14 protein-coding genes are annotated in these 15,598 nt (G+C 46.4%); 7 read left to right on the forward strand and 7 right to left on the reverse strand.

Going from position 1 to position 15,598, the window contains the following annotated elements; genetic code table 11:
* Positions 1-3 precede the first annotated feature (3 nt).
* A complete protein-coding gene (gene nagA, locus GJS45_RS05395) occupies positions 4-1,212 on the forward strand; it encodes an N-acetylglucosamine-6-phosphate deacetylase (protein WP_162340419.1) in 1,209 nt (402 codons plus the stop codon).
* On the opposite strand, the gene GJS45_RS05400 is transcribed toward nagA, so the two are convergent.
* Positions 1,202-2,203, reverse strand: a complete 1,002-nt coding sequence (locus GJS45_RS05400) for a Gfo/Idh/MocA family protein (RefSeq protein ID WP_162340420.1) — start codon at positions 2,201-2,203, stop codon at positions 1,202-1,204. The two genes, nagA and GJS45_RS05400, sit on opposite strands and share 11 nt — an antisense overlap.
* A 409-nt stretch (positions 2,204-2,612) precedes the next feature.
* Here GJS45_RS05400 and GJS45_RS05405 point away from each other — a divergent pair, with 409 nt between their 5' ends.
* Positions 2,613-4,013 (forward strand): Gfo/Idh/MocA family oxidoreductase, encoded by a 1,401-nt coding sequence (locus GJS45_RS05405; protein ID WP_162340421.1) that lies wholly within the window; start codon positions 2,613-2,615, stop codon positions 4,011-4,013.
* 100 nt (positions 4,014-4,113) lie between these two features.
* Positions 4,114-4,500, forward strand: a complete 387-nt coding sequence (locus GJS45_RS05410) for a VOC family protein (protein ID WP_162340422.1) — start codon at positions 4,114-4,116, stop codon at positions 4,498-4,500.
* 2 nt (positions 4,501-4,502) lie between these two features.
* Here the strand turns inward: GJS45_RS05410 and GJS45_RS05415 are convergent, their stop codons facing one another.
* The 6 genes from GJS45_RS05415 to GJS45_RS05440 are packed head-to-tail and all read right to left on the reverse strand — an operon-like array spanning position 4,503 to position 8,520.
* Positions 4,503-5,387 carry a DUF5777 family beta-barrel protein gene (locus tag GJS45_RS05415; protein WP_162340423.1) on the reverse strand — a complete coding sequence of 295 codons (885 nt, stop codon included), beginning with the start codon at positions 5,385-5,387 and terminating at the stop codon, positions 4,503-4,505.
* Positions 5,384-5,926, reverse strand: coding sequence for a YceI family protein (locus GJS45_RS05420; RefSeq protein WP_162340424.1), 543 nt, complete (start codon positions 5,924-5,926; stop codon positions 5,384-5,386). The genes GJS45_RS05415 and GJS45_RS05420 overlap by 4 nt, the downstream gene beginning before the upstream one ends.
* A 6-nt stretch (positions 5,927-5,932) precedes the next feature.
* Positions 5,933-6,304 carry a 2-polyprenyl-6-methoxyphenol hydroxylase gene (locus tag GJS45_RS05425; RefSeq protein ID WP_235954614.1) on the reverse strand — a complete coding sequence of 124 codons (372 nt, stop codon included), beginning with the start codon at positions 6,302-6,304 and terminating at the stop codon, positions 5,933-5,935.
* Positions 6,291-6,794 (reverse strand): CHRD domain-containing protein, encoded by a 504-nt coding sequence (locus tag GJS45_RS05430; protein WP_162340425.1) that lies wholly within the window; start codon positions 6,792-6,794, stop codon positions 6,291-6,293. The genes GJS45_RS05425 and GJS45_RS05430 overlap by 14 nt, the downstream gene beginning before the upstream one ends.
* A gap of 9 nt (positions 6,795-6,803) precedes the next feature.
* Entirely contained in the window at positions 6,804-7,997 is a 1,194-nt protein-coding gene (locus GJS45_RS05435) for an outer membrane beta-barrel protein (protein ID WP_162340426.1), read from the reverse strand.
* The gene (locus tag GJS45_RS05440; protein ID WP_235954615.1) at positions 7,969-8,520 is read right to left on the reverse strand and encodes an RNA polymerase sigma factor; all 552 of its coding nucleotides are present in this window, start codon (positions 8,518-8,520) and stop codon (positions 7,969-7,971) included. The genes GJS45_RS05435 and GJS45_RS05440 overlap by 29 nt, the downstream gene beginning before the upstream one ends.
* 360 nt (positions 8,521-8,880) lie before the next feature.
* Here GJS45_RS05440 and GJS45_RS05445 point away from each other — a divergent pair, with 360 nt between their 5' ends.
* The 4 genes from GJS45_RS05445 (at position 8,881) to GJS45_RS05460 (ending at position 15,594) form a co-directional block, all read left to right on the forward strand.
* Entirely contained in the window at positions 8,881-10,725 is a 1,845-nt protein-coding gene (locus GJS45_RS05445) for a rhamnogalacturonan lyase (RefSeq protein WP_162340427.1), read from the forward strand.
* Positions 10,726-10,793: 68 nt separating this feature from the next.
* Positions 10,794-11,042, forward strand: a complete 249-nt coding sequence (locus GJS45_RS05450) for a hypothetical protein (protein ID WP_162340428.1) — start codon at positions 10,794-10,796, stop codon at positions 11,040-11,042.
* A 254-nt stretch (positions 11,043-11,296) separates the two neighbouring features.
* Positions 11,297-14,110 carry a DUF1553 domain-containing protein gene (locus GJS45_RS05455; RefSeq protein ID WP_162340429.1) on the forward strand — a complete coding sequence of 938 codons (2,814 nt, stop codon included), beginning with the start codon at positions 11,297-11,299 and terminating at the stop codon, positions 14,108-14,110.
* Positions 14,107-15,594, forward strand: a complete 1,488-nt coding sequence (locus GJS45_RS05460) for a DUF1501 domain-containing protein (protein WP_162340430.1) — start codon at positions 14,107-14,109, stop codon at positions 15,592-15,594. The genes GJS45_RS05455 and GJS45_RS05460 overlap by 4 nt, the downstream gene beginning before the upstream one ends.
* Positions 15,595-15,598 lie beyond the last annotated feature (4 nt).

The following is a 15,598-nucleotide window of genomic DNA, read 5'->3' on the forward strand; positions in this document are numbered from 1 at the left end:
CGGATGCAAACTGGATTCCTTCAAATAGTCAATGGCAATGTAATCACCCCATTTGCCATACACTATCAAGCCTCTGTGCTGGTAAAAAACGGACGTATTGAGGGTGTTTTTCCCGATAACCATTCGCTTCCGGAGGTAGAAACGATTGATGCCCGGGGGAGATTCGTTTCTCCCGGGTTTATTGACTTGCACGTGCATGGAGGGGGAGGGCATGATTTTATGGACGGCGATCTGGAAGGGTTTTTGGAAATTGCCCGTATGCATGCGAGGCATGGGACCACGTCTATGGTCCCTACTTCACTCACCAGCACCCGGGAGCAGTTATTGGCATTGCTTAGTACCTATGAGAAAGCAAATCAGGCAAATGACCGGGGGGCAGTGTTTTTAGGGATGCACCTGGAGGGTCCCTACTTTGCCATGAACCAGCGGGGTGCCCAGGATCCGCGATACATTCGGGATCCCGATCCGGAGGAGTACGAGGAAATTTTACATTATTCCCATCTTATTGCACGATGGAGTGCCGCTCCGGAAAGAAAAGGAGCCTTGGAATTTGGGAGAAGGCTGCGGGAAAAAGGCGTTTTAGCGGCCATGGCGCATACGGATGCCATATACGAGGAAGTCCTTGCCGCTGTCGAAGCGGGTTACACCCTTTCAACGCATTTGTACTCCGGGATGTCTGGCGTTACCCGAAAAAATGCCTTTCGATATGCCGGGGTGATTGAAAGCAGCTTGCTTTTAGAAGCGCTGGACGTAGAAATTATCGCAGACGGGATCCACCTGCCTGCTCCCTTGTTAAAACTTATTTACAAAATAAAAGGTCCTGACAAGATTGCATTGATTACCGATGCCATGCGGGGTGCAGGGATGCCGGAAGGTGAAAGCATGCTCGGTCACAAAGAAGATGGATTGAAAGTGATTATAGAAGACGATGTGGCCAAGTTGCCGGATCGAAGTTCCTTTGCTGGAAGTGTGGCCACAACGGACCGATTGGTCCGAACGATGCTTCGACAGGCAGATGTGCCAATGTTGGAGGCGGTGAAAATGATAAGCCTAACACCTGCTCGGATTATGGGGATTGAAAATAAAAAAGGCGCCATTCAGGAAGGAATGGACGCCGATTTGCTTTTGTTTGATTCCAATATCATGGTAAGTATGACCATGGTGGAGGGAAAAGTTATCCATCGCACGGATACGGAAGCGATTAGTCAATAGCGACCCATTTTTCGTATTGATCTGACTCAAATATGGCCTGAAGCACACGGGTGTTTGCCCGGGCATTTTCCAGGGAAACGGGAACCGCTGTATTTTCCAGTATGGCTCGGGAAAAGTCATCCGCCTGAGCCGTATATTGATTGCTGGCAGGTAACACAATTCGCTCAGGATTGGGGTTCAGAAAATTGCCATCGTGAATAAACAATTCATTGCCCTGGTCTGCAGGTGCATTGAATGGTATCCGGACCTCCATTATTTTTTCCTCCCCGTAGAAAAGCATGCGCTGGTAAGGCGTAAGCTGGGTGCTGACGGTGAAAGTCATCTGAATTTCATGGTAATCGATCAGAACGGATCCGAGTTTATCTGTTCTGAATCGGGGGTCGTATTCCAGCATGGATACCAGCCTTCCAGGCTCCTTTTCCAAAACGAAACGGGAAGTAAATACCGGGTAGCAGCCAATATCCCAGATGCCTCCGCCGCCTTTTTCCTGTATGTTACGGATATTATCCTCCTGAAGGTTGAAATAGCTAAAAAATCCGTGAACGGCCTTTAGTTTTCCGAGATACCCTTTTCGTACCAATTCCCTTGCTTTGATCCATTGAGGATTGGAGGCGACCATAAACGCTTCCCCTACTTTTACGCCTTGTTTATCCCGAGCGCTGATGAGTTCATCGATTTCTTCTGCATCCAGGGCCAGTGGCTTTTCACAAAGAACGTGCTTGCCGGCATTGATGCATTGGAGGGTGTAGGGTACGTGGAGGTCATTGGGAAGCGGGTTGTATATGACATCAATATCGGGATCCTGGATCAATTCCTCATAGGATCCGTAAATTTTGGGAATTCCCAGCTCATTGGCCACGGACCTGGCTCTTTCCGGGTCTCTGGATGCCAGTCCGTAAATTTCGTAGAGATCACTGTTTTGCATGGCGGGGATCACTTTTTCCCGGGCTATTTTCGCAGCGCCTAAAACGCCCCATTTAAGTTTTTTCATGGAGATGGTTAAATTGGTGAAAAAAGACTGCCGTCAACTTTTGGCGGCAGGAAATTATTGGAAAAAGCAATTTAAGAGTAATGTCGACCAATCCAAACCCGCATGGCCCCAATCAATGTATAATCATTATAAATTAGAACGAAAGCGGAACACCGTGACCTGGATGAGTTTAAGAATATAATTTGAAATATATAAAATAACGGAATTTTATTCCTTTGGAATTAGATTTATATATTATTAACCCTATAAAATGATTTTTTCTTTTTATAGGGTAACCGCCTGTATTTTTCTGTATGAAAGTTAATAGTTGTCAATTTCTTAATTTTTATTTATAATGCAATCGATTGCGCAAAAAGCAATAACACAGAGCTAGTAGGCTCTTAAAACAAACCTTAACCAATTATTAGCCATGGAAAATAAATTTTCAAGAAGGTCTTTTCTGCATGCCGTAAGTTTGCTGGCTGCCGGAACAGCCGTGAGTACGCCCCTGACAGGCTTTGGAATGAAAAGAAAGCTTAGAGTAGCGCTGGTGGGTACCGGTGTAAGAGGGACATCGTTTTGGGGAAGAAGACTGGTTGAGCAATACTCGGATATTCTGGAATTCGTGGGGCTGAGCGATATCAATCCCGGAAGGTTGGATTATGCGCTGGAATACATGAAAGTAAATTGCCCCACATTTGTTGATTTTGACGAAATGATGGCCAGCACCAAGCCGGATTTGCTGATCGTCACGACCATGGATTCAACGCACCATGAATTTATAATCAAGGGACTGGAAGCGGGAAGCGATGTGCTTACTGAAAAGCCGCTCACCACCGATGAAAACAAGTGCCAGCAAATCCTTGAGGCAGAAGAAAATTCCAATAAAAACCTGATTGTAGGTTTTAATTACCGATGGAGTCCTTACATCACCAAAATCAAAGAACTGCTTCAAAATAAAGAAATCGGGGAAGTTACCTCGGTCGATTTTCATTGGTACCTTAATATTCACCACGGTGCTTCCTATTTTCGCCGCTGGCATGGAGTGACCGAAAATGGTGGGTCGCTTTGGGTGCATAAGGCGACGCACCATTTTGATCTTCTCAACTGGTGGCTGGATTCAGACCCTTCCGAAGTATTTGCTTACGGGGACCTGGAGCATTACGGTAGCAACGGGCCTTTCAGGGGTAAAAACTGTCGCGCTTGTCCCCACAAAGACGATTGCACGTATTATTGGGACATCACCAAAAGCCCAAGGGATATGAAATTGTATGCAGAAAACGAGCATCACGATGGTTATTTCCGGGATGGCTGCGTCTATCGGCATGAAATAGATATCTACGATAAAATGTCTGCCAATATCAAATATGCCAATAATGCTGTGGTGAACTATTCACTGACTACTTACAGTCCGTACGAAGGGTGGAAGATAGCATTCAACGGGCAGAAGGGTAGAATTGATGCCTGGTTAGATATACCATTTATGAGTAACGAAACCATGGACCAGGAAGCACTGCATGCGGCCGAGATGAATCAGAATGCCGGTGAAGACATGCACCGGGAGCCGCTGGTATTACATAAAAACTGGGAAAAGCCCCAGATTATTCAAGTGGTAAGTGAACGCGGAGGCCACGGGGGGGGAGATAAAAGGCTCCATGACAAAATTTTCAAAAACCCGGAAGCCGCAGACCCCTACAAACATGCTGCAGGCATAAGAGATGGGGTCATGTCGGTACTTATCGGTGTGGCAGCACGAAATAGTATTAATAGTAAGGGCCCCGTTAAAATAGCCGACCTTACCAGCATCAAGCCAAGCCCAAATCGAGCTTAAATCATTAGTTTTTCCCCTCCATGCAGGCCGTATCGACCTATGGAGGGGTTTTTTGTATTTGTCACGAAAATCATCCGATTAATAAGTCAAGTTTACGAGTATGAAAATTGAACACATTGCATTAAACGTACAACACCCACAAGCCGTTTCCGATTGGTATGAGAAAAACCTGGGCTTGAAGGTGGTTAAAAAAATGGCCAACGCCCCTTTCATGACCTTTTTGGCCGATGATAGTGGCAAGGTGATGATCGAACTGTATCAAAATTCCAAGGCTCCGGTCTTGGAATATGCTACGTTAGACCCGTTGATGCTTCATCTGGCATTTGTATCGGAAAACCCGGAGGAGGAAAAAAAGCGCATGGTAGCAGCAGGTGCGGAACTCGTGAGTGATGATACCTTAGAGGACGGAACCCGCTTGCTAATGCTCCGAGACCCCTGGGGCCTGGCCATTCAGTTTTGCAAAAGGGCTAAACCCATGCTGAAATAACCTTAGTCAGGTTTAATCAACTGGAAATTTCGGGTGATATTGAAACCAAAATGGATGTCACCTTTAAAAAAATCACCCGTAGTGGAAGGAATATATCCGGTTTCTGTCATTTGTTGGCTATTGGTCAGGTGTAGCTGAAAAACATGGCCACCCGTCTCGATATCCACACCAAAAGAAAGGGGATTAGTGCTGCCGTTATTCTCGTTGGTAAAACGATGGTAATATTCCATGGTTAGGTGAACACTTCTGGTAATTCTATAGCTTGCACCAGCTCCCAGAGCGAAAAGGCCATTTTCTCCGCTTCTTTCGCTAACGAGGTTTTGATGAACGTAGGTAGGCATCAACTGAATGGCCGCCAGCTGATTCAATTTGCTTGCTAAAAGAAATTGATGGGAATAGCGTAATCTTCGTTCCAGGTTCATAGGTAACTCTGGTCTGCGTAACGTATTGACGGATGTATTCGAAACCCAGACTATGGAGATCGGAAGGTTTGTTTTAGACTGACCCTGGCGGTGAATGCCGATTTTGACGAATCCATCATATAGTTTGTTAAACGAATTTCTTCCAATCCCCAGCGTAAGCCAATCCTCCAATGAATAGTCGAGGCCCAACCTCATGTTTGCCTGGTCCATACCGAAAAATTGATAGGCTCCGGTATTGACTCTTCCGAAACGATGTGAAATCAGGAATTCCAAATTCCCTTTTCTTCGGGTTTCCACTGTGTGACCATTGATTAGCCTGACGGCTTTGAACGTAGAGGTAGGACGCTTCCAATCGGAATCGGTTTTACTTTCTGACTTCAGTTGATCCAATAGATTCTCCTGGGCTCCAGCAGGAAGGAAAAAATTAGACATTAAGAAGAAAAGGAGTAGGGCTTTGCGTATCATTTTTTTATTTCTTCAAATACAAAATTGGCAGTTACTTCTACCTCCTCTGCGATATTGTAAAACAGAACGGAGGGAATCTGAATATCATGGTCTTCCAGCTTAACCGGGAACACCGCTTCCATTTTAATTTGGTCACCCTCGATTAGAAGCGTACCCGAAATGTCGTAATTAACCGTGACACCATGAATCGTCAGTTTTCCTTTGGCGCGAGCATCCTGAGATCCGGTTTCGGATTGGCTGTAGCCGGTTAGCTTTCCGTCGAATGTAGCTTCAGGATACGTATCGGAATCCATAAATTTTTCGTTGAAGTGTTCCTGCATCAGGGATTTTGGAAAGCGGAAAGCTTTTATAGGAACCAGGAAGGCAAGACTTCCCGTTTCCGTGTTGAACAACCCAGTTACCGCATTGTTTTTTGCCGTAATGTCCTCTACAGGGGCACTGCTAAAGAATACAACCTCTCCTGTTTCCGTTTTGTAATCCTGCGCCCTGGCCGTAACCAGGGTAAGCAGGCAAAAGATCGTTAAAATTATATTTTTCATAGAAGTTTAATTATCCAAGGCACCTTGATCTACCCAACAAAAGATGCTTTCTTTTTGAGATTCGCTAAGTTGTTTTCCGGATCCCTCAGGTGGCATGTAATCACTTTGGGTAAAGTTTTTGATCTGTTCTGCGTGTTGGAGAATATTTTCTTTCAGTGTTAGGTTTACGCGATTGGTTCCTGACACATGGCATCCTGAAATGGCGCAGTTTTGATTGATAATCGGAATGATGTCATTTGATAGTGATACCGATTCGACGCACCGTTCCTCCTGGTCATCAGGTTCTATATCCTCCTCATTTTCACTCGTACAGGCTTGAAAAGAATACGAAAGGATCACCAGGAAACCCGGTAAAAGGTAGTTTTTAATAGTCATCATTGGTGGTATTGTTAGGGTTAGAATCATTGTTTTCCTGGCTATTACTGCCAATATCGCCACGAGCAATTAACGTCGACATGGAGGTAGCACTTAGATGCACGTTAACATGACCGTCAAAATTCAACAGCTCCTCATAATTAATTGGCGTACCATCACCCATTTGGGTGACCACTGTTTCGCTGACACCCGTTTCGCCTGCGACATCATTTAGTCCAATGGCAATCCCACCACCATCACTGGCCGCATTTCGGTGAACATGGGCAGGATGAGCATCTCCCGCAGTTGTTCCATCCAATTCAATGCGGATCAGGGTACTCGTCTCGCTTTCTTTGGTGAACGTGACGGTCCCCTGAATGGAAGGATCCGACACCGAATTCAGTACATACTCTTTCTGGATCACCCGAGGACTTTCATCCTCCTTCTCACAGGCTATTGAGAAAAAAGCAAAAACTAATAACAGGATTATGTTTGATTGTACGGTTTTCATCATTTCTATTGTTTAGAATTTTAAGATTTGATTTGATGGGTAATAGTTGATACCGAAGAAAATGCCCATGCTTTTTAGATCCAGGTTTCCTTCGCCTATACCCACCAGGGGTATCCGGAAATAGGGCTCTGCCTGAATCGTGAATTTTTTACTTAACTTATGTTCGTAGCCCATTCCAATATTCCACACGCCAAAGACATGCTGGTTATCACCATTTATTTCCATTTCCTGTGTGTAGCTATTTCCACTATAGTTTTCATAGGTTAGCGAATATTTTTCTTTCAACATGATATAAGAGGACAAGCCTGAGCTAATAAACCATCGGTTTTTTGATCTGCTGATGGGGTAATATTTCAGGTTTACGGGGATTTCTATTAGCCAGCAATCTCCGATCATTTCCTGATGGGAAGTGTCATACCCCTCCCAATACCCTTCACCGCCCCGATACCTTTTTTGCCCATGAAGCGCGCCTACTGAAAATCCCCATCTACGACTGATTGGATAATCCAGGCGAACACCGATGCTTCTTCCGAAAGCCGGAAAATGGTCGAATTGTATGGCACTGAAATCTGGTGAAAGCATTATTCCCAGTGCCATATTTTGGTGGTGAATGAATGGTTCGCTTGGTGCAAACTGAATGCCTGAGCCCTTATGAATTGCGATATTATTCTCTATCGGGGAAATGCGATTAAATTTTTCAAACAGGTTCCATTTCGAATCTGATTCCCATTTTAGGTAAGTGGGTTGAGCTGTGCCATCCGGTAAGTCCTCTTTCGGGAAAGAGTCAGAGGTTAGGACTTGACTGCGATGTTTTTTGGATGCATCTGCAGCCTGTTCGTTGTTATTCTTAACATTCTTCATTGACGGCATTTTTTTCGCCAGGATTTTTATCCGATAATTGTCATATGAATCTAATTCCGTTAGCATCAAGGTAGATGCTGACAATAGCGGAGTTTCGTCTCCTGTTTTAAAGGGACCGTCTGAAACCGCCATCCAAACTGTGAAAAGAAGCCCTACGATAAAAAGAGGGCCTATCAAATACCACTTAAACCCATTGACAGGGCGAGCTACGTTTTTATTGGCAGCGATCCTTTTTTCAAACCGATCCCAGTCCTGAGAATTGTAGGGGATTTCAGGATCAGATGATAATTTTCTAAAGAAATCATCCAGCTCTTTATCAGTCATTTTTGACACCTGCTTTTTCATGATTTCTAACAGTTAACATGGCTCTTAGCTTTTGTCTTGCCCGGTGGAGATTGGATTTCGAGGTTCCAGTGGAAATACCTAATAGTTCCGAAATTTCCTGGTGCTCGTAGCCTTCGATCACATATAAATTAAACACGGTTCTATATTGCATCGGCAGCGCCTGTATTAATTGGATCATGTCCATGTATTTCAGATCGTCTGAGGCAGTTTTACCGTGATCTGGGATTTCCGAAACATTCTCCAGACCTATATTTTGGGAATGGTTTTGATTTTTTTTGTAGTAATTGATGGCTCCGTTTATCAATATTCTTCTAAACCAAAGGGTAAAAGGACGCTTGGGATCGTATCGATCAAAATGGTGAAATACCTTCAGATAGCCGTCGTGAAGTATTTCCACGCTTTCTTCCCTGTTTGCCGAATAACGAAGGCAAATGCTCATCCCATAGCTGTAAAATTGCTTATATAGCTCTTCCTGACTCTTTCGGTCTTCTTTGGAAATCCCGTTTATAAGCTTATTTGACAAGTATTTTTCCACATTTGCTGGGGTTGCTGGGTCGGTATTCGTCTATACACCAAGGTGAGTTAAATGGTTGCGTGGCAAAAAGTAATTTACATATTAGTAATGGTTACTCACTACATTTCCATCCAAATAATATTTTGACGTTAGTGATTAAAGCCGTTTTTCCTGGAATTCGTATCTGCAATTGCGGATTGAGGAGCGATTTGCCATCGTCAATTTCAACGCACTGTAAAGCAATCAAGGTTTCAGAGTTCTTGGGAGGGAACCATTGGTCAGATTTTACTCCCTTTATCCCTGTTATTACCTTATTTTTATTGAAATTATTACCCCTATTCGAAAAAATCAGGACCTTAAAAGAAACAAATGAGCCTTTTACATGGATTCAGTATCACCTGCTTCCTATTCGTTGGCACACTAAGTATCTCTCTTTTTGGACAGCGGCAAATGGAGTACCTCGACCGTGGATTGGTCGCCCTCAAAGACGGAAATGGGGGTGTTTTCCTGAGCTGGCGGTTGTTGGGAGACGAATCCGTAGATACTGGGTTTGACCTCTACAGGAAATACGAAGGGAAACCTGCAGAGAAAATAAACAATGTTCCCGTAAATCAGACCACCAGCTTTTACGATCCGGAGGCCGATCTAAGCCAGCATCCCCGGTATTCGGTTAGGAATGCTAGCCATGGACTTAGTAAACCAACACCGGTTTGGGATCAGAATTTTTTGGAAATCCCCCTGCAAACGCCGGAGGGCTACCGTCCAAATGATACTTCCGTTGGAGATTTAAACGGTGATGGGCAGTACGAGTTGGTGATACATATGACCGGCAGGTCCAAAGACAATTCTCAGAATGGCTTTACCGATCCACCCATACTTCAAGCCTATACCCTGGAAGGAAAGCGGCTGTGGGAAATCAATTTGGGAATAAATATTCGGGAGGGAGCTCATTACACCCAATTTATGGTATACGATTTGGATGGGGATGGCATCGCCGAAATTGCCTGTAAAACGGCGGATGGCAGTAAGGACGGATTAGGAACGGTAATAGGAAATGCTAGCAAAGATTGGAGAAATGAAGAGGGTAAAATTCTGGACGGCCCGGAGTATTTGACGGTTTTCTCCGGACAGACGGGGCAGGCCTTGTCCACCGTGGACTACATCCCAGGCAGAGGGGATGTGTGCGGATGGGGAGGAGAAGGTGGAAACGGTGGAAATGACTGCAACGGAAACCGGGTGGACCGGTTTTTGGCGGGCATTGCTCATCTGGATGGCAAAAGGCCGTCCTTACTTATGGCAAGGGGTTATTACGGTAGATCGGTTATTGCTGCCTGGGATTTTGATGGCAAAACGCTTCAATCGCGGTGGGTGTTTGATTCGGAAGGCCGGGAAAACCCCTATTCCGGACAGGGAAACCACAGTTTAAGCATCAATGATATTGATGGAGATGGGAAGGATGAAATTGTTTACGGGGCGATGGCCATAGACGATGATGGTAGGGGTATTTATAGCACGGGTCTTAGGCATGGCGATGCCCTGCACGTCAGTCGTTTTCACCCGGACTATCCGGATCAACTGGTTTGGGGTATTCATGAAAACGAAACCAACGAGACCGGATTTGGGGCTGCCCTTTTCAATGCCAGAACGGGGCAGATTCTTTGGGGTGCCGCTGAGGGAACAGACGTAGGAAGGGGGCTGGCGGCGGATATTGATCCCCGGCATGAGGGAGCCGAATTTTGGTGGAACGGAGCCGAAGGATTGTACAATTTTCAGGGAGAAGAAATTGGAAAAAAACCGAATAGCATCAATTTTGTCCTTTGGTGGGATGGGGATCTACTCAGGGAGTTGTTGGATAAAAATCGCATTGATAAATGGGATTACGAGGAAGAGCGGCTTCGTAATTTACTGACGGCAACGGGATCTGAATCAAATAATGGCTCCAAGGCGACTCCTGCGCTGTCCGCTGATTTGTTTGGAGATTGGCGGGAGGAAGTGATCTTCAGAACGGAGGATAACCAGTCATTGAGAATTTACACCACTACAGAAGCTACGGCGCACCGGTTTACGACGCTGATGCACAACCCCCAATACCGTCTCAGTATTGCCTGGCAAAACGTAGGTTACAATCAACCTCCTCACACGGATTTTTATTTAGGAGTGGGAATGGAGGCCCCTAGTCCGCTTGACATTGAAATCGTAAAGAAAAGGGAATAAATTTTTTACGTTTTTCAGGACACTTTTCCTGAACCGTCCGTATAGGGTAAAAAGCCAAACGATTAAGGATGAAAAGTAAATGGTTGTTTTTGCCAGATGTTTTTCTGGTTTTGCTGGTATGCCTGACTTGTGAGCGGCATGAGATACCGCATTCGGGGGAGAGGAGCCATTCGCCCCTTGCTAATGAGCCTGTTCAACACTCCGGGGAAAACCGCACGATGTTACAGGAACATGAAAAGCAAAAAAGCTTGAGAAAATTTATTCAGGCTGCCAATAAGTCATCCGGCAATTTGATAAGGCAATACATTAAAGAGTAAGTTGGTGATTTTTTAATTATTCTTTTTGGAAAAGGTAGGTGCTCATGCGCTTACCTTTTTTTGTTTGCCTCGCATTCAACTTGAAAAGGAGTTGGGGCAACCGGCAAGCGACGTTGCTGAAATAGAATGACCAAGGCTGATTCGGTTGTTGTGCCGAAAATAGCATAAAATGGACCGTCGGTAAGGGTACTGTTTGAAATCAAGCTATTTTTAATTACTTTGTTTCGGATATTGACGCTGTTGGCAATACTTATATGCGCACCCAAAAAAAGTACATTACCTATACCTTCTCCGTGCTATTTCTGCTAGGCCTTTTGGTTTGGATGATGCGCGTGGTACCCTTTGAAAACAAGCACCGAATCGTTCCAGGGATTGTGTTGGGAGAACGGGTCGATTACAACCGTGACATCCGTCCCATTGTCAACAACAAATGCATTGCCTGCCACGGAGGCGTAAAAAAATCAGGGGGATTCAGCCTGCTTTTCGAAGAAGAAGCCCTGGCGGTCAACGAATCCGGAGAGCGAGCCATCGTACCCGGAAATGTCTGGAAAAGTGAACTTATCAACCGGATCAATCACACAAATCCGGAATACCGGATGCCGTTAGAAGAAGAGCCCCTTTCCGAAAAGGAGATAGCATTATTTACCCGGTGGATCAATCAGGGTGCTGTTTGGGATGACCATTGGGCCTACAAACCACCACTGGCGCAGCAAGTACCGGACACAGGTAACCCATGGGTAATCAATGATATCGATCGATTTGTCATGCAGACCCTGGAGGAGAAGGAATTACAACCCAACCCCTTATCGGACCGGTATTCGCTGATCCGAAGGCTTAGCTTTGATACCCGGGGTTTGCCTCCCGATTTGGATGAGGTTCAGGCTTATTTGGCCGACAGTTCTGAAAAGGCCTATGAAAAATGGGTGGATCAATTCTTGGATTCCCCTGCCTACGGGGAAAGGTGGGCGGCCATGTGGATGGATTTGGCCAGGTATGCCGATTCCAAAGGATACGAGGCAGATCGGCCCCGAAAGATCTGGAAATACAGGGATTGGCTGATCCAGGCATTTAACGATAACATGCCTTACGACCAGTTTGTCACCGAACAGCTTGCAGGAGACTTATTACCCAATCCTACCGACGAAAACTACATTGCTACCGCCTTTCACCGGAATACCATGAACAACGACGAAGGGGGCACCGATAATGAGGAATTCCGTGTGGCGGCGGTGCTGGACAGGGTAAATACTACCTGGACGGTATTGCAGGGAACAACGATGGAATGCGTACAATGTCACAGCCATCCTTATGATCCGATTCGACACGAAGATTACTACCGTAGCCTGGCATTTTTTAATCAGACTGCGGATGCCGATATTCCCAGTGAGGCTCCGGTCCTGATCGATTTTAAGTCGGAAGAAGACCAGGAAAAGTTAAAAAGAATTCAAACCTGGGTCAGTGAAGAAGGAAGTCAACAACAGGAACAACATCCGGATTACTTTACCCGGCTGATCCGTTTGGGAGAAGGCAAGATCCATCCCCATTATTTCGAACAAATGGACAAGGGCATTCCCGTGAAAGGCACGGCCACCTTTAAGGTGGAGCCTGATATTTATTCGAGGACCCGGAATTTACCCTTTGTTGGCGAGGACCGGATCCTGTTTAAGGTTAGAGCCCAAAAAGGGAAAGGGAAAATTAGCTTTCGGCTGGATAGCCTGAAAGGAAGGGAAATTGGATCCTGGAATGTGAAGCCTAAAACCAAAACACGGTTTAACGAAGACACAAAGGAGGATGAAACGTATTCGGTGATGGAGGTGATATCGGTCCCGGTAAAACCAACGAAGGGAACCCACGATTTGTACCTGGCCTATGAAGGAGTAGAAGGAGAGGAGCTCACCTGTACCTTCGAATGGGTCATGTTGCACCATGCACTTCCGGGGGAGGAACAGGCCGGATACGAGGAAATAGCGCAAGCCTTTCTGGAGCTTTATAATTCGGAAGCGGAAAAAGAAACCACCCCTGTGATGGTTTCCCTACCGGACCGGTACCAGCGTGAAAGCCGGATATTTGAAAAAGGAAGCTGGATTGTACCAGGTGAGCTGGTTTCTCCGGGCCTGCCTGCCATTTGGAATCCCTTTGAAGGAAACTATGATCCGGACCGCCTTGGATTTAGCCAGTGGCTTTTTAGCCCGGAAAATCCGCTAACGGCACGGGTAATGGTCAATAGACTCTGGGAACAATTATTTGGCAGGGGATTGGTCTCGTCGTTGGAGGATTTTGGTTCGCAGGGATATGCACCTACTCATCCTGAATTATTGGATTGGCTGGCCTTGCGGTTTTCTCATGACCTGGACTGGGATATCAAAAAACTACTCAAGGAAATACTGATGTCTGCCACCTACCGCCAATCCTCTCATTTTAAAGATCAAAAGGATGACCCGGACCCCTTAAACGAGTGGCTGTCAAGAGGGCCCCGGCTTAGATTGACTGCCGAGCAGATTAGGGACCAGGCACTGGCCGTTTCCGGTCTGTTGAGCAAAAAAATGAGGGGACCCAGCGTGATGCCCGAACAGCCCGACGGCATCTGGCAGGTGGTATATAGTGGCGACGAGTGGCTCACCAGCAAAGGGGAAGACAAGCACCGCAGAGCACTTTATACCTTTTGGAGGCGAACCAGTCCTTACCCTTCCATCATTGCCTTTGATGCACCAAGCAGGGAATTTTGCCTGCCCAAACGCATTGATACCAATACACCGCTTCAGGCCCTGGTAACCTTAAATGATCCGGTGTACCTGGAGGCCGCAATTGCAATAGGGCGAAAAGTGCTGGAGAATTACACGGAGGACGAGAAGCGACTCGGGCTATTATATAGCCTGGCGATGAGGAGAGGGATCGATCCCGATAAATTGGGCGATTTGCGTAGCTTGCTTCAGCAAAGCCAGGCCTATTTTGATGCCCAGCCCGATGCCGTTTGCCAGTTGATAGGGGAGGAGAATAAAGCATTGGCCGTATACACCATTGTGGCAAATGCCGTAATGAATCTGGACGAATTTCTAATGAAGTCATGAGTAAGCGAATCAGTTTAGCCGACGAACAACGATACCGATACCTGCAGAGTAAAACCCGCAGGCACTTTCTGAAACAATGCACCACCGGATTAGGGGCATTGGCCCTTGGTGGTATGGTGGGTTGTCAAAAGTCCGGAGAGGAGCAAGCCCTGGAATCTCAGGTGGATAGCCTGCTCCGGCAAGTACCCCATTTTGCTCCAAAGGCAAAACGCATCATTTACCTGCACATGGCAGGTGCGCCCTCGCAGTTGGAATTGTTTGACTACAAACCGGAACTGGCAAAACTGGATGGAAAAGACTGTCCCCAATCCCTATTGGAGGGAAAAAAGTTTGCCTTTATTCAGGGCGTACCCAAAATGCTGGGGCCTCAGGCTGTTTTCAGGCCCAGGGGAGAATCAGGAATGATGGTGTCCGATAATTTACCCCATTTTTCAACGATTGTGGATGACGTTGCCTTGATCAAAACCATGCATACGGATGAGTTTAACCACGCGCCGGCACAATTGCTGTTGCAGACGGGCTCACCAAGATTGGGCCGGCCCAGTATGGGAAGCTGGGTAACCTATGGGCTGGGGTCTGAAAACGAGGATTTGCCGGGTTTTATGGTGTTGGTATCCGGAGGAAATACGCCCGACGCGGGCAAATCCGTCTGGGGCAGTGGCTTTTTACCTTCCGTGTACCAGGGGGTCCAATGCCGGTCCGAAGGCGACCCGGTCCTTTATGTTTCCAATCCTTCCGGCATGGATGGGTCTTTGCGGAAGCAGACCATTGATGCCATTAACCGGATCAATGAGAAAGAACACCAGGAATTTGGCGATCCGGAGACCTTGACCCGTATCTCCCAATACGAAATGGCCTACCGCATGCAAACTTCCGTGCCCGACGTCATGGATATAGAGGATGAACCGGCATACATTCACGAGATGTACGGTACGGAGCCAGGGAAAACGTCTTTTGCCAATAACTGCCTGTTGGCCAGAAGGCTGGTAGAGAAAGGCGTTCGCTTTGTGCAGTTATTTGACTGGGGCTGGGACATGCACGGGGTAGCGGAACGCGAATCCCTTGACGAGGGACTACCCATTAAGTGCAAGCCCGTGGACCAGGCCATGACGGCATTGGTCAAGGATTTAAAGCAGCGGGGCTTGCTGGACGAGACGCTTGTGGTATGGGGAGGAGAATTTGGCCGTACCCCCATGCAGGAAAACCGAGGAGGCATGGAATGGCCTTTTAAAGGAAGGGATCACCACACAGAAGCTTTTCCGATTTGGATGGCCGGTGGAGGCGTAAAAGGAGGGTTGACGTATGGTGAAACCGACGAAATAGGCTATTATGGCATAAAAGATAAAGTGCATGTCCATGATTTACAGGCAAGTATTTTGCATCTGATGGGTATGGATCACGAAAAATTTACCTATTTTGCCCAGGGAAGGGATTTTAGGTTGACGGACGTGTCAGGAAAAGTAATACATAAATTATTCGCATAAATTA

This window comes from Cyclobacterium salsum (genome assembly GCF_010119245.1).
Taxonomy (GTDB): Bacteria; Bacteroidota; Bacteroidia; order Cytophagales; family Cyclobacteriaceae; genus Cyclobacterium; species Cyclobacterium salsum.

Excerpts from the sequence above, each read along its gene's own strand:
- GJS45_RS05400 (WP_162340420.1), bottom strand. The coding sequence starts at position 2,203 with ATGAAAAAACTTAAATGGGGCGTTTTAGGCGCTGCGAAAATAGCCCGG.
- GJS45_RS05405 (WP_162340421.1), top strand. The coding sequence starts at position 2,613 with ATGGAAAATAAATTTTCAAGAAGGTCTTTTCTGCATGCCGTAAGTTTG.
- GJS45_RS05410 (WP_162340422.1), top strand. The coding sequence starts at position 4,114 with ATGAAAATTGAACACATTGCATTAAACGTACAACACCCACAAGCCGTT.
- GJS45_RS05435 (WP_162340426.1), bottom strand. The coding sequence starts at position 7,997 with ATGAAAAAGCAGGTGTCAAAAATGACTGATAAAGAGCTGGATGATTTC.
- GJS45_RS05430 (WP_162340425.1), bottom strand. The coding sequence starts at position 6,794 with ATGATGAAAACCGTACAATCAAACATAATCCTGTTATTAGTTTTTGCT.
- GJS45_RS05445 (WP_162340427.1), top strand. The coding sequence starts at position 8,881 with ATGAGCCTTTTACATGGATTCAGTATCACCTGCTTCCTATTCGTTGGC.
- nagA (WP_162340419.1), top strand. The coding sequence starts at position 4 with ATGCAAACTGGATTCCTTCAAATAGTCAATGGCAATGTAATCACCCCA.
- GJS45_RS05450 (WP_162340428.1), top strand. The coding sequence starts at position 10,794 with ATGAAAAGTAAATGGTTGTTTTTGCCAGATGTTTTTCTGGTTTTGCTG.
- GJS45_RS05415 (WP_162340423.1), bottom strand. The coding sequence starts at position 5,387 with ATGATACGCAAAGCCCTACTCCTTTTCTTCTTAATGTCTAATTTTTTC.
- GJS45_RS05455 (WP_162340429.1), top strand. The coding sequence starts at position 11,297 with ATGCGCACCCAAAAAAAGTACATTACCTATACCTTCTCCGTGCTATTT.
- GJS45_RS05425 (WP_235954614.1), bottom strand. The coding sequence starts at position 6,304 with ATGATGACTATTAAAAACTACCTTTTACCGGGTTTCCTGGTGATCCTT.
- GJS45_RS05460 (WP_162340430.1), top strand. The coding sequence starts at position 14,107 with ATGAGTAAGCGAATCAGTTTAGCCGACGAACAACGATACCGATACCTG.
- GJS45_RS05420 (WP_162340424.1), bottom strand. The coding sequence starts at position 5,926 with ATGAAAAATATAATTTTAACGATCTTTTGCCTGCTTACCCTGGTTACG.